Consider the following 13,684-nt stretch of genomic DNA (forward strand, 5'->3'; position numbering starts at 1 on the left):
CAGTGCCGCTGTTACATTATGCCGACCACGATAATAACGAATTGCAACTGACAGGCCTGAACCAACGCGGAAAGCTCACGACATGAAGTAAGTCAGCGAAGCAAACCCGAAGCGGTTTGCCTTATGCGCGGCCGTCCAGAACGCAGGTATAACCTTCCGTATCGCGGTTACTTAATTCTTTTGCACCGCAACGTCGTCCATTTTTAAGCCTGTCAGTCCCGAGCCAGAATAACAATCCGAATGGCCCGGTACGGTTTATGAAAAAAATGGAGCCCCTCCGATGTATGTACTCATGGCTGTTCTATTTGTTCTGGGTTATCTATGCATAGCCTTCGAGCATCCGCTGAAAATTGACAAGGCCGCCGCCGCGATTCTCACAGCAGTGCTGTGCTGGACAGCGTTGATACTCGGTGCGGAAACCATCGTGCCACTGTTGCCATCAGGCGCCCATAATCCGGGCGAACCGTCTGCCTTTGTGGTCGAGTCACTGCGGCATCATCTGGGCGAGATCTCGGAGATTCTGTTCTTCCTGCTCGGCGCCATGACCATCGTCGAACTCATCGATTCACACGAAGGTTTCAAGGTCATCACTGACCGTATCCAGACGCGCAAGCGCGTGCACTTGTTGTGGATCATCGGCTTCCTGACCTTCTTCCTGTCTGCCGCACTGGACAATCTGACCACCACCATCGTCATGGTCTCGCTGCTGCGTAAACTGATCCGCGGTCGCCCGGAGCGCTGGTTGTTCGTCGGCATCGTGGTGATCGCTGCCAACGCTGGCGGCGCTTGGTCGCCGATTGGCGACGTTACTACCACCATGCTCTGGATCGGCAACCAGATCACCGCCTCTGGCGTAATTGTTGGATTGTTCGTCCCGAGCCTGGTTTGCCTACTTGTCCCGCTGGTGATCCTCAGCTTTAGCATGCGCGGCGAAGTGCCACGCCCAGGCGCGCGCGCGCACCTGGCCGAAAGTAATCCGCCAGCGACCACAGCGCTCGAACGCAACCTGGTATTGGCGCTCGGTATCGGCGCGCTGGTATTCGTGCCGATCTTCAAGACCGTCACGCACCTGCCACCTTATATGGGTATCCTGTTCGGGCTCGGCGTGCTTTGGGTGGCAACCGAGTTTCTGCACCGCCACAAGGAAGACGATCACAAGCACCCGCTTTCGGTCGTTGGCGTTTTGCGCAAGGTCGACACTCCGAGTGTGCTGTTCTTCCTTGGCATTCTGTTGGCCGTTGCGGCGCTCGCTACAGCCGGCCACCTGACCCAGGTCGCCACGGCGTTGCGCGACTCCCTTGGACACATCTATCCGATCAACTACAGCATCGGCCTGCTGTCGGCGGTGGTCGATAACGTGCCTCTGGTTGCCGGCTCGATGAAGATGTATCCGCTGATCAGCCCAGAGACGCTTGATGCTGCGCCAGCCGCCGAAGTCGCCTGGCTGTCGCAGTTCGTCGTAGACGGCAATTTCTGGGAGATGCTGGCCTATTGCGCCGGTACGGGTGGCAGTACATTGATCATTGGTTCGGCCGCAGGCGTAGCAGCCATGGGCATGGAGAAAATCAGCTTCACCTGGTACGTCAAGCGCGTCAGCCTGTTGGCCTTCCTCGGCTATACGGCCGGCGCCGTGACCTATATAGGTATGCTTGCATTGCGTTGAGACGCTCTGGCTGGCCCGTTGAAGTCGCATCCTCTGCGTTCAACGGGCCCAGCCCCATCGTTCTTTGGAGTAGTGATGTCAGTCAGCAAGACCAAAAGCAGTTTCTACCGCCGCCTATACGTCGCCTGGCTGATTGACAGCGGTGCCGCCACCAGCGTGCCTGCTCTGGTAGAAGCAACCGGAATGCCGCGTCGCACGGCGCAGGACACCTTGACGGCTCTCGCCGATCTGGACATCGATTGCCGCTTCACTCAGGACGACGGCGAGCGGCATAACGCAGGCCATTACCAGATCCATGGCTGGGGCGCGATTGACCGGCAGTGGATCGAACGCAACCTGGCGCAAATCAGATCGGTTCTCGGCTATCCGTAAGCACTAGCAGCAAAGACACCGGCTCTAGCTCCGTGCTCTTGATCAGGGCAGCAGGTGGGGAGCTGTGTTAACGGCGTATACACACCCCCACCTCAACCATCAGTAGCGTAGTCCTTTGCCGGGCGTGCCGCTAAGCTGTCGGCCTCTTCGCCTGCATGGTCCGTCGTCAATGTCTCAACGCCCTACCCTGTTCCCGGTTCTGCTCGCTGGCGCCACCTTGCTGCTGGTCGTCCATGGCCTTGGACGATTCGTCTACACGCCGCTGTTACCGTGGCTAGTAGAGGACGGCTTACTGACCGTCCAACAGGGCGCGAGCATCGCCAGCTGGAACTATTTGGGTTATCTGATCGGCGCACTGCTCGCCCTGCGCTGGCATCAGGTGACGCAGATACGTCGCAGCCTGCCTTGGGCGCTGGCGCTACACGTCGTGACGACGCTGGCGCAGACCCAGGTCGAATCGGTGGAGGCGCTTTCGGTGCTGCGTCTGCTCAATGGCATCAGCAACGGTCTGGTCTTTGTCCAGGCACCCTCTTTGATTCTGGAGTGGTTGGCGCGTCATCGTCGCGTGTCGTCCAGCGGACTGGTCTATTTGGGCGTTTGCGTGGGGCTGATCCTGTCCAGCTTGATGGTTAGTCTAAGCAACGGTGTACTGCAGGGTGCCGACCGCTGGTGGCCCGCAGCCCTGCTGTCCATCCCCCTGGCCTGGTGGGGCTGGCGTCAGCTGGCCAACCTCGACATGCCTCCCGACGAACCGCCCCGGGAAACAACGCAACCGCCAAGCGGACGCCTGCTGGATCGTGCCAGCACTCCGCTATTTCTCTCGTATGCCGGTGCCGGCATGGGCTATATCCTGCCGATGACCTTTCTGCCCATGGTCGCTCGGTTGCAGGTCGAGCCAGGTGACTGGCTGGTGGAGAGCAGCTGGCTGGTGGTCGCCGTGGCCACCCTGCCTTCACCCTGGCTCTGGAACCGGCTTGGCGCTCTGCTCGGCGACACGCTGGCGCTGCGCTTCAGCTACCTCACGCAGCTGGCCGGTGTCCTGGCCGCGCTCTTGCTGCCCGGCGCGTCGGGAATCCTGCTATGCGCCGTGCTGGTCGGCGGGACCTTTCTTGGCACTGTATTGCTGACCCAGCGCCTGGCTCGCGCCCTTCATCCGCACCAGGGGCCGCGGCTTTCAGCCGCGCTGATTGCACTCTACAGCCTGACTCAGCTGGCTGGCCCCTGGCTCACTGGCATATGGCTAAGCATGGGCGGCTCTCTGCACAGCGCCTTCTGGCTCGGCGCCGGTGCACTGTTATGGGGACTGATCTGGATGTTGCTGGTGCCGCGTCGGGCCTGAAAGCTGTGGGACAATGCGGTCTTTTACCGTTACCTGCAGCCGATCATGACCGTGCCGAAATCAGCTAAAACGCCATCACGCGCCGCCGCCCCTACCGCTGGCAAGGCCACCCTGCATCCGCGCAATCGCCACACCGGGCGCTACGACTTTCCCGCGCTGATAGCGGGCAGCCCCGAGCTGGCGAAGTTCGTCATCATCAATCCGTATGGCAAGGAAAGCATCGATTTTGCCGACCCGGATGCCGTCCGCGTATTCAATCGCGCACTCCTCAAACAGTTCTACGGCCTCGCGCATTGGGATATACCGCCAGGTTACCTCTGCCCGCCGATTCCAGGGCGGGCTGATTATCTGCACGGTCTGGCCGACTTGCTGGCGGACGAAAACGCTGGTGAGATTCCGCGCGGCGCCAGCATTCATGCACTGGACATCGGCACTGGCGCCAATTGCATTTACCCATTGATCGGTCTGCGCGAATACGGCTGGCGCTTCACCGGTTCGGATATCGACGCAACGGCGCTGGCCTCGGCCCGTACCATCGTCGCCGCGAACAAGCTCGGCAAGAGCATTACACTGCGCGCGCAGCAGCACTCTCGACATGTTTTTGAAAACCTCGTGCAGGCAGACGACCGCTTTGACATTACGCTCTGCAATCCGCCCTTCCACGCCTCACAGGCCGAGGCCAGCAGTGGCAGCCAACGCAAGTGGCGCAACCTCGGCAAGCTCGACCCCAAGCGCAAACTGCCGGCACTGAATTTCGGCGGGCAGGCGGCAGAGCTCTGGTGCGAAGGTGGGGAGGCGGCATTTATCGCGCTACTGGCGGAAGAAAGCCGCGACGTGGGTCAGCAGATCTGCTGGTTCAGCACTCTGGTTTCGAAAGAGAGTAACGTGCGGCCGCTACAGGCTCGACTCAACAAGCTCGGCGCTCAACAGATGCGCGTGTGCGAAATGTCCCAGGGGCAAAAGCGCAGCCGCTTCGTGGCCTGGACCTACCTCGATAGCGAACAAGGCGCGAAGTGGCGTGCTGATCGCTGGTTGAGTCGCACGCCAGGCTGATCGTTTTCCCCGATGATCAGCCGAAGCATTCCACCTCAGACGGCAATATCCCAGCGCTGGCGGTCTTTCAGGGCCAGCGTCTGGATATACCGCGGCTCCCCGTTGATTTCTTCCAACTCCGTCATTCCGGCAAGTTCACCGACAACGCGATAGCGCTTGCCGACGCGCTTGTCCTGCAGCGGATAGAGCAGGGCAATCTGTTGGGCGAGTTCGGTAAGAGTGGACATGGTTCGGTAGCTCCAGATAACTGCATGCCGCAGCTTTTTACAGGCCTTAGGTTACGTTTCAACGACAATCTTCGATCGTCTCGCCTGTTGGAGCTACCCGTTGCGCAATTGATTCCCTAACGGGGACAAAAACTACCCGAACGATCGATCAACAAATACCTACACCCAGCTGTAACAGCGCCAGGCCGCCCTGCTGCCAGCCCCACCAGGCCGCAGCCAAAAGTAGCGACGCCAGCGCGGCGACGCCTGCCCATAACCAGCCGCGGCTCATCAGGCCATACCTGCTGCCAAGCGCACGCGCTCGACGGGTTGTTCACGAATCGGCCAGTTGAGCGCAGCAGCCATCAGGCTCAGCGCGATGGAAATCTGCCAGACCAGGTCGTAACTGCCCGTCGTGTCATAGACCCAACCACCCAGCCAGCCACCGAAGAACGAACCAATCTGGTGGAACAGAAAAACGATGCCGCCCAACATCGACAGATTGCGCACGCCGAAGAGGGTGGCGACCGTGCCGTTGGTCAAGGGCACGGTGGACAACCACAGCAGCCCCATGGCGATGCCGAACGCATAGGCGGTCCAGAGCGTCACTGGAGCAAAGAAGAACGCGCTGATCACCACTGCCCGAGCCAGATAGAGCGCAGTCAGCAATTTCGGCTTCGAATAACAACCGCCCAGCCAGCCCGCCGTGTAGGTGCCGATGATGTTGAATAGCCCAACCAGCGCCAGAACGGTCGTGCCAGCCATCGCTGGCAACTGTTTGTCGACCAGATACGCCGGCAAATGGATGCCGATGAACACCACCTGAAACCCGCATACGAAAAAGCCCAGCGCCAGCAGGCGGAAGCCGGAATGGCTGACCGCTTCACGCAGTGCCTCTATCAGCGTTTGCTGCGGACCAGCCACCGGCGCTGCTGGTCCGCTGCGCAGCATCAGCGCCAGCGGCATGATCAGCGCCACCAGCAGACCCAGCGCCAGCAAGGCCGATGACCAGCCCAACCAGCCAATCAGACCAAGCGTGCCGGGGAGCATGGCAAACTGACCGAACGAACCTGCCGCACTGGCAATACCCATCGCCATGCTGCGTTTTTCGACTGGCACCGCGCGCCCGACTGCACCCAGAATCACGGAAAACGAGGTTCCGGAAAGCCCCAGCCCGATCAGCAGACCTGCACTAAGCGACAGAGAAACCGGCGAATCCGCACCCGCCATCAGCAACAGACCGACCGTATAGAGCACACCGCCGAGCAGCACCGCACGGGCCACACCGAAACGGTCGGCCAGCGCGCCGGTGACCGGCTGCGCCAAGCCCCAGATCAGATTCTGTAGGGCGATGGCGAAGGCGAAAGTTTCACGCCCCCAGCCGAATTCGGCGCTCATCGGTGGCAGGAAAAGACCGAACCCGTGCCGGATACCCAGGGAGAGGGCGAGGATCAAGGAGCCGCCCAGCAGGATCCAGGTACTGTTGCGCCAAATCGCATTCATCGCTGACACACTTGCAAAAAACGAGGGGGATCCATCTTACCCGCAACCACCTCGTCATCCACCTCCTCCTTTTTACTCAGCGAACGGCGAGCGGCGGGGTTGCTCGGGTAAACTGCCGCCTGTCTGCCTTTCCCGACGCGAGTACCTCATGCCGATTCGCCACTGCATCGTTCACCTGATCGAAAAAAAGCCGGACGGCACGCCTGCCGTTCTCCACGCCCGCGACTCTGAACTGGGCGACTCCCAGGCCATCGAGAACCTGCTGGCCGATCTCAACGAGAGCTACAACGCCAAGCAGGGCAAGGCCTGGGGCTTCTTCCATGAGGAATCCGGCGCCTATCCCTTCAGCGGCTGGTTGAACCAGTACATGCAAGGCGATCAGGATTTCACCGCGTTCAGCCGGCAGGCGGTGGAACATTTGCAGAAGCTGATGGAAGAGTCCAACCTGTCCACCGGCGGCCACGTGCTCTTTGCGCACTATCAGCAAGGCATGACTGATTATCTGGCCATCGCCCTGCTGCATCACAGCAACGGCGTGACGGTTACCGACGCGCTGGATGTAGCAGAAGCCAGGCACCTTGACCTCGGCCAGTTGCATCTGGCGACGCGAATCAATATCTCCGAGTGGCAGAACAACAAGCAGTCCAGGCAGTACATTTCCTTCATCAAGGGGAAGAACGGCAAGAAGGTCTCGGAGTATTTCCGCGACTTCATCGGCTGCCAGGAAGGTGTCGACGGCCCCGGTGAAACGCGTACGCTGCTTAAAGCCTTCAGCGACTATGTCGAAAGCGAAGACCTACCTGACGAAAAGGCACGCGAGAAGACCAGCGCGCTGGTGGGCTATGCCAGCAGTCAGGCCAAGATCGGCGAGCCCATGTCGCTGGAGGAGCTGTCCGGCGTCATCGACGAGGAGCGCCCACGCGCCTTCTACGATCACATCCGCAACAAGGACTACGGCCTTTCGCCGGAGATCCCCGCTGACAAGCGCACCCTGAACCAGTTTCAGCGGTTCACTGGCCGGGCCGAAGGACTGTCGATCAGCTTCGAATCACACTTGCTGGGCTCGAAAGTCGAATACGACGAGGCGCGCGACATGTTGATCATCCGCAACCTGCCAACACAGCTGACCGATCAGCTCAAGCGGCGCAAAGGGTAAGCCGTGGCGCAGCGACGCTTGTAGATTCCGGAGGTTACGAAAGCACTCCGCAAAGCCCCCGCAGGGCGCACCCGCTACGAAAATCTATCCCTCGCCGGAATGAAACAGCCATCTGCCAGTCAGATGGCTGCTCAACGCTGCCGCAACTCCCGCTCTACCTGCATCGGCTAAGGACTCACAATGGATTGGCTTCACCTGATTATTTTGTCCCTGGTTCAGGGCATTACCGAATTTCTCCCGATTTCCTCCTCTGCGCACCTGATCCTTCCTTCGCAAGTGCTTGGATGGCCCGACCAGGGCCAGGCATTCGACGTCGCGGTCCACGTCGGCACCTTGCTCGCGGTATTGATCTGCTTCCGCCACGAAGTGATTGCGACCACTCGCGGCTGGCTGGCGCATGTTTTCCGTCGGCAGGCCAGCGCCGAGAGCCGTCTGGGTTGGGCAATTATCATCGGCACTCTGCCGGCAGGAATCATCGGCTTGCTGCTAGAGGACTATATCGAGCAGTACACACGTTCGATGCTGTTCATTGCGGCCACGACCATTATCTTTGGCCTGCTGCTGTGGTATGCCGACGTCAAGGGTCGGCGTGTCGCCGAAATAGACCAGCTGACCTGGAAAAGCGCGCTGATCATCGGCCTTGCCCAGGCGCTGGCGCTGATTCCTGGCACATCGCGCTCGGGTATCACCATGACCGCGGCGCTGCTACTCGGCTTTACCCGGCAGACCGCTGCACGCTTCTCCTTTCTGCTGTCGATACCGCTGATTCTCGCCGCAGGCGGGCTGAAAGCCGTAGAGCTGGCTCAGTCAGGTGAAGCTGCGCCGTGGAATGACATTTTCATCGGTGCAGCACTGTCATTCGTCGCCGCGTTCCTCTGCATCAAGCTGTTCCTCAAGGCACTCGATGCATTGGGCATGCTGCCGTTCGTGATTTATCGCTTGCTGCTGGGCGTGACGCTGCTGTTCATCGCGCTCTGACGAGTCGCGGATAAAGGCCCGCGCAACGGGTTTGCGCGGGCCTGATGCATCAACGGGCGTCGATGCGATAGCCCATCCGCGGGAAGTGCACATGCACGACGCCTGCACGCTCGTCCTCACGCCGCAGAATCAACTCTTCCACGCCAGCGAAGACCAGCTCACCCTCGACCGGATCAGTGCCATAGTCGACTGCGGATATGGTTACGGCCTGGCCTGCCTCGAAGCCATTGGGCTCGGAGAACGGCTCCTCCGGCAAATCGGCAGGCGTCGCGTCGCGTGCGACAGCGACGGCGTCTTCGCCGGCCAGCTCGGACAGCGAGCCGTGCCCCACCGCCAATACCTTTCCAAGCCAGGCCGCTACATCCGGATAGGCATCGACCAGCGGCGCCGTCACCGGTGTGCCCTTGAGGAACCAGAGACAATGGGCAACAGCAAAATCGGCTACGCAAGGCGCACCGCCAAGCAGAAACTCACCGTTACCACGCGCTAGTTGTTGTTGCAGGCGCGCCATCAGGACCGGCCATTGATTCTTCGCCTGTTCCAGCGGAACGCGACTCGCCGAGCCGCTGCTGAACAACGCGGCGCGGTCCTTGCTGAACACCTCGACGAATGCCTTGGGCACTTGGGCGAAACGCACCGCCATCGACTCGGGCTGGAACACCAGGCTCACGGCATGCAGAAACAGTACCGAATCAGCCCACTGCGCCAGCGTAGCCGCGACGAACTCCTGCCCTTCAGGAAACAGCGCAGGTGTGGCTTTTTCAGCCTCCAGACGACGCGCAATCAATGCGGTATCGCAATAGATGTCAGCGCCGATCTGCAGCACCGGCGTTCGCCGATAGCCACCCGTCAGTGCCGTCAGATCCGGTTTGGGCATCACCGGAGGGATTTGCACCGAGCGCCAGGAAAGCTGCTTGAAGCCCAGCATCAGTCGCGCTTTTTCGGCAAAGGGCGAGGTTGGATAGTGGTGCAGGATCACTTCGTGCATTGCAGGCTCCGCCAGTCGTTAGGTAGACCGGCAGCTTACCCGCGCCATCGGAGGCAGCCTACCCGTTCAGCTGATTGCCTGGACATTCACCGGATCGCTGCCGGACTGCGCACAGACCAATGCCTCTTTGGCGGATTTTTTCATTTGCTTGATGGCGCGCTCACGCCGCAGCGCATCGCCCTTGCTGCCAAGCCTCTCGACATAAACCAGCGCCACCGCTGGGCTGGAGTGAAAGAACCGCGCCCCTCGCCCACTCTGATGAGCGGCGAAGCGGCGCTGTGCATCGTCGCTTATTCCGCAATAAAGCGAACCGTTGGCGGCGCGTACCAGATAGACGAACCAGGGTTTGGTTGCAACGGTGCTCATGCAGCAAGCTCTTGAGAGGACGGCAGGATTCTCCGGGGCCACGCCGGCCAGGGCAAGGCCGCCCTTGTGAAACGAACCCGCGAGTTCGGCACATGTCATCTGAACTTCTCGCGTGAAAACGCTGTGGCAATCTTCCGACACAGTTTTCGTCGGTGTGCGACCAACAGCCGAGCCGCGAACGGCACTGCTTGCAGCGAGCGCCGCTTCGCTTAGCAAAGTCCGTCGATCCTGTCGAGATATGGTGGCGGTTCGCCTTTGCGTATACTGCGCCGATGTTTGTCCAAACTGCATTCCGCAAACGCTGCGCCTCCTGGTTGCTGGCGGCCGGACTCTTCCTGATGCTCAGCAGCTGCGCTGAACCGCCCAGCGCACTCGAGCGGATCAAGGAGGAAGGCGTACTGCGCGTGATCACCCGCAACAGCCCGTCGACTTATTTCCAGGATCGCAACGGCGAAGCCGGCTTCGAGTACGAATTGGTTAAGCGCTTCGCCAGTCATCTCGGCGTCAAATTGAAGATCGAGACGGCCGATAGCATCGAAGAGATCTTCACCCGCCTGAACCGCCCCGGCGGCCCGACCCTGGCGGCTGCCGGCCTGGTGGCCAGCGAAGGGCGCAAGGATCTGGCGCGCTTCACCCAACCCTATCTGGACGTCACGACTCAGGTTGTCTACCGCCGAGGGCAGCGCCGTCCGACCGAACCCGAAGATCTGGTTGGCAAACGTATTCTGGTGCTCAAGGGCAGCAGTCAAGCGGAGAAGCTCCAAGCTCTGCAGCGCGAACTTCCGGATCTTCGCTACGAAGAGTCGGATGCGGTGGAAGTGGTCGACCTGTTGCGCATGGTCGACGAGGGCCAGGTGGACCTGACGTTGGTCGAGTCGAATGAACTGGCGCTGAATCAGGTGTACTTCACCAATGCGCGAGCAGCATTCGATCTTGGCGAGCAAAGCAGCCTGGCCTGGATCGTTGGCAAGGGCGAGGACAACAGCGTACTCGAAGCGGCCAACCAGTTTCTCGCCCAGGCGCAGGAGAACGGAACCCTGCAGCGCCTGCGAGAACGCTATTACGGTCACGTCGACGTGCTCGGCTACGTTGGCGCCTATGCCTTTGCCAAGCACCTGCAGCAACGCCTGCCACGCTATGAAAAAGTATTTCGCGAAACGGCCAAGGAGCACGGCGTCGACTGGCGGCTGCTCGCGGCCATCGGCTATCAGGAATCCCACTGGCAACCCGAAGCCACCTCGAAAACCGGTGTGCGCGGCTTGATGATGTTGACGCTCAATACCGCCAAGGCCATGGGCGTAAACAATCGGCTCGATCCGGTACAAAGCATTCAGGGCGGCGGAAAATACATCGCCCGGGTCCATGCCAATCTGCCTGACAGCATCAAGGAGCCGGACCGCACCTGGTTCGCCCTCGCCGCCTACAATGTCGGCGGTGGGCATCTGGAAGACGCGCGCAAGCTTGCCGAAAGCGAAGGGCTAGACCCGAACAAGTGGCTGGACGTGAAGCAGATGCTGCCAAGGCTGGCGCAGAAACAGTGGTACACCAAGACGCGCTACGGCTATGCGCGCGGGGGCGAGCCGGTGCATTTCGTTGCCAACATCCGCCGCTACTACGACATCCTGACCTGGGTGACTCAGCCGCAGATGGAAGGCCAGCAACTGGTGAACAATGAAATCCATGTTCCCGGCATCAACTCCACCGATCTCGGTGAGATTCTTCCGCCGCTCTGATCCTTCCGGCCCTACCCCTCAGCCCCTTCCGATGGGTGCGAAGCTGCCCGCAGTGTGCTCGGCCAGCACCTCAGCCGCCAGTTCCACCTCCAACCCTCGCCGTCCGGCGCTGACATAGATGCTCGGCTGCGCCTGCGCCGAAACGTCGATGAAGGTGCGTAGCCGCTTCTTCTGGCCCAGCGGGCTGATACCACCCACCAGATAGCCGGTCGCACGTTGCGCTGCCATAGGATCGGCCATATCGACCTTCTTCACCTTGGCGGCCTGCGCCAGCGCCTTGAGATCAAGCGAGCCTGCAACCGGTACGACAGCGACAAGCAGTTCGTTCTTTTCGCTGCAAGCAAGCAGCGTCTTGAACACCCTCGCCGCCTCGAGGCCGAGCTTCTCCGCGGCTTCGAGGCCGTAGGACGCCGATTTCGGATCGTGTTCGTAACTGTGGATGCGGTGCTCGGACTTGGCCTTTTTCAGCAGATCGATAGCGGGCGTCATTGTGAAAGGGTTCGTCTGGGAAAAGGCCACTACATTAGCCAAAAACACAACGGCTCGCACAGCGTACGAGCCGAAGATGGTGCAGCGCGGCCGGGCCGTTATGCCGGCCCGCTCTTCCCGGCAATCGCTCAGGCCACCTGGTCCCGGTGCGTCGCACGCAGCTGACGGGCAGCCGCAACCATGTTGACCAGCGCCGCTTCGGTTTCCGCCCAGCCGCGGGTTTTCAGGCCGCAGTCCGGGTTGACCCAGAGCCGCTCGGCCGGAATTCGCTCGCGGGCTTTGTGCAGCAGCTGAACCATTTCTGCCGTGTCCGGCACCCGTGGCGAGTGGATGTCGTACACGCCGGGACCGATGTCATTGGGGTAGTCGAAGGCGCGGAATGCTTCCAGCAACTCCATTTGCGAGCGCGAGGTCTCGATGGTGATGACATCGGCGTCCATGGCCGCGATCGCCTCGATCACATCGTTGAACTCGCTGTAGCACATGTGGGTGTGAATCTGGGTTTCGTCGCGTACTCCGCTGGCGCACAGGCGGAACGCATCGACTGCCCAGTCCAGGTAGTGCCCCCACTGTGAACGGCGCAACGGCAAGCCTTCGCGAAACGCCGCTTCGTCAATCTGGACGATCTTGATGTCCGCCGCTTCCAGGTCACAGACCTCGTCACGGATCGCCAGAGCCAGTTGGCGGGCCTGCTGCTCGCGGCTCAGATCCTCGCGAGTGAAAGACCACATCAGCATGGTCACCGGGCCGGTCAGCATGCCCTTCATGACCTTGCGGGTCTGTTGCTGGGCGTAGCGAATCCATTCCACCGTCATCGCCGCCGGGCGGCTCAGATCGCCGTAGATGATCGCCGGTTTCACGCAGCGGGAACCGTAGCTCTGTACCCAACCGAAACGGGTGAAGGCGTAGCCATCCAGTTGCTCGGCGAAGTACTCGACCATGTCGTTGCGCTCGGCCTCGCCATGCACCAGCACATCCAGTCCCAATTGCTCCTGTACGGCGACCGCGTGACGAATCTCGGCATGCATCGCCTCGGTGTAGTCGGTCAGCGCCAGCTTGCCCTGTTTGAATGCCTGACGCGCCAGGCGGATCGCCGGAGTTTGCGGGAATGAGCCAATGGTGGTCGTGGGGAATGTCGGCAGATTCAGCCGCGCGCGCTGCTTCTCGATGCGGCTTTCAAAGCCAGACTGCCGTTGGCTGTGTCTGGGCTTGATCGCGGCCAACCGCGCTTGTACCTCCGGTTTGTGGATCCGACTGGACAGTGCGCGGCTCGCCTGCACCTCACGGCTTTTCTGCAGTTCGGACTGCACCCGGGCGTCATCAGGCTGATCGACGGCACGCGCCAGCACCGCGACCTCGGCGCATTTCTGCACGGCAAATGCCAGCCAGCTTTTCAGTTCGGCGTCCAGTTGGTCTTCGCGCGCAAGATCCACCGGCGCGTGCAGCAACGAGCAGGACGGCGCGACCCAGAGCCGCTCACCCAACCGCTCGGCAGCGTGGCGGAGCACGTTCAAGGCTTTGTCTAGGTCGCAACGCCATACGTTTCGCCCGTTGACCAGACCGAGAGAGAGGATTTTGTAGGCGGGCAGCCGATCCAGGATGACCGGGTACTGGTCCGGCGCCCGCACCAGATCGATATGCAGACCATCGACCGGCAACGCTGCGGCCAAGCCAAGGTTGTCTTCCAGCCCACCAAAATAGGTCGCGACCAGCTTCTTCAAGGGTGCGCGCTGCAACAGGTTGTACGCTCGTTCGAAGGCGTTCTTCCAGTCTTGAGGCAAATCGAGCACGAGGATCGGCTCGTCGATCTGCACCCACTCGACGCCCTGCGCGGCGGG

14 protein-coding genes are annotated in these 13,684 nt (G+C 60.9%); 7 read left to right on the top strand and 7 right to left on the bottom strand.

What is annotated here, in order from left to right:
• Nucleotides 1–280 precede the first annotated feature (280 nt).
• The 4 genes from nhaD (at nt 281) to rlmF (ending at nt 4,427) form a co-directional block, all read left to right on the top strand.
• Nucleotides 281–1,663 (top strand): sodium:proton antiporter NhaD, encoded by a 1,383-nt coding sequence (nhaD, locus tag PSTU_RS0111040; RefSeq protein WP_019341086.1) that lies wholly within the window; start codon nt 281–283, stop codon nt 1,661–1,663.
• 75 nt (nt 1,664–1,738) lie between these two features.
• On the top strand, nt 1,739–2,035 hold the full coding sequence (locus PSTU_RS0111045) for a winged helix-turn-helix domain-containing protein (RefSeq protein ID WP_019341087.1): 297 nt from the start codon (nt 1,739–1,741) through the stop codon (nt 2,033–2,035).
• Nucleotides 2,036–2,204: 169 nt separating this feature from the next.
• Complete coding sequence (locus PSTU_RS0111050; protein WP_019341088.1) at nt 2,205–3,374, top strand: YbfB/YjiJ family MFS transporter; 1,170 nt, start codon at nt 2,205–2,207, stop codon at nt 3,372–3,374.
• A 45-nt stretch (nt 3,375–3,419) separates the two neighbouring features.
• Nucleotides 3,420–4,427, top strand: a complete 1,008-nt coding sequence (gene rlmF, locus PSTU_RS0111055; RefSeq protein ID WP_019341089.1) for a 23S rRNA (adenine(1618)-N(6))-methyltransferase RlmF — start codon at nt 3,420–3,422, stop codon at nt 4,425–4,427.
• A gap of 35 nt (nt 4,428–4,462) precedes the next feature.
• On the opposite strand, the gene PSTU_RS0111060 is transcribed toward rlmF, so the two are convergent.
• From PSTU_RS0111060 to PSTU_RS0111070, 3 genes are all read right to left on the bottom strand, one after another.
• Complete coding sequence (locus tag PSTU_RS0111060) at nt 4,463–4,654, bottom strand: hypothetical protein (RefSeq protein WP_019341090.1); 192 nt, start codon at nt 4,652–4,654, stop codon at nt 4,463–4,465.
• 148 nt (nt 4,655–4,802) lie between these two features.
• Nucleotides 4,803–4,925: a hypothetical protein gene (locus tag PSTU_RS22170; RefSeq protein WP_019341091.1), complete on the bottom strand. Its 123-nt coding sequence runs from the start codon at nt 4,923–4,925 to the stop codon at nt 4,803–4,805.
• On the bottom strand, nt 4,925–6,136 hold the full coding sequence (locus PSTU_RS0111070) for an MFS transporter (protein ID WP_019341092.1): 1,212 nt from the start codon (nt 6,134–6,136) through the stop codon (nt 4,925–4,927). Before PSTU_RS0111070 ends, PSTU_RS22170 begins: the two co-directional genes overlap by 1 nt.
• A gap of 148 nt (nt 6,137–6,284) precedes the next feature.
• Between PSTU_RS0111070 and yejK the strand changes: the two genes are divergently transcribed.
• Entirely contained in the window at nt 6,285–7,292 is a 1,008-nt protein-coding gene (gene yejK / locus PSTU_RS0111075; protein ID WP_019341093.1) for a nucleoid-associated protein YejK, read from the top strand.
• Nucleotides 7,293–7,472: 180 nt separating this feature from the next.
• Nucleotides 7,473–8,270 carry an undecaprenyl-diphosphate phosphatase gene (locus tag PSTU_RS0111080; RefSeq protein ID WP_019341094.1) on the top strand — a complete coding sequence of 266 codons (798 nt, stop codon included), beginning with the start codon at nt 7,473–7,475 and terminating at the stop codon, nt 8,268–8,270.
• Nucleotides 8,271–8,319: 49 nt separating this feature from the next.
• Here PSTU_RS0111080 and PSTU_RS0111085 read toward each other — a convergent pair whose 3' ends face one another.
• Both PSTU_RS0111085 and PSTU_RS0111090 read right to left on the bottom strand, forming a co-directional pair.
• Nucleotides 8,320–9,258, bottom strand: a complete 939-nt coding sequence (locus tag PSTU_RS0111085) for a glutathione S-transferase family protein (RefSeq protein WP_019341095.1) — start codon at nt 9,256–9,258, stop codon at nt 8,320–8,322.
• A 66-nt stretch (nt 9,259–9,324) separates the two neighbouring features.
• Nucleotides 9,325–9,624 (bottom strand): GIY-YIG nuclease family protein, encoded by a 300-nt coding sequence (locus tag PSTU_RS0111090; RefSeq protein ID WP_019341096.1) that lies wholly within the window; start codon nt 9,622–9,624, stop codon nt 9,325–9,327.
• 272 nt (nt 9,625–9,896) lie between these two features.
• On the opposite strand from PSTU_RS0111090, the gene mltF reads away from it, so the two are divergent.
• Nucleotides 9,897–11,357 (top strand): membrane-bound lytic murein transglycosylase MltF, encoded by a 1,461-nt coding sequence (gene mltF / locus PSTU_RS0111095; RefSeq protein ID WP_019341097.1) that lies wholly within the window; start codon nt 9,897–9,899, stop codon nt 11,355–11,357.
• A gap of 18 nt (nt 11,358–11,375) precedes the next feature.
• On the opposite strand, the gene ybaK is transcribed toward mltF, so the two are convergent.
• Together ybaK and metE are read right to left on the bottom strand one after the other, a co-directional pair.
• Nucleotides 11,376–11,846: a Cys-tRNA(Pro) deacylase gene (gene ybaK, locus PSTU_RS0111100; RefSeq protein WP_019341098.1), complete on the bottom strand. Its 471-nt coding sequence runs from the start codon at nt 11,844–11,846 to the stop codon at nt 11,376–11,378.
• Between the two features lie 128 nt (nt 11,847–11,974).
• A partial coding sequence (gene metE / locus PSTU_RS0111105; RefSeq protein ID WP_019341099.1) for a 5-methyltetrahydropteroyltriglutamate--homocysteine S-methyltransferase occupies nt 11,975–13,684 on the bottom strand: 1,710 nt, incomplete at its 5' end.

It is taken from the genome of Stutzerimonas stutzeri SDM-LAC (assembly GCF_000235745.1).
In the GTDB taxonomy this organism is placed as follows: Bacteria; Pseudomonadota; Gammaproteobacteria; order Pseudomonadales; family Pseudomonadaceae; genus Stutzerimonas; species Stutzerimonas stutzeri_H.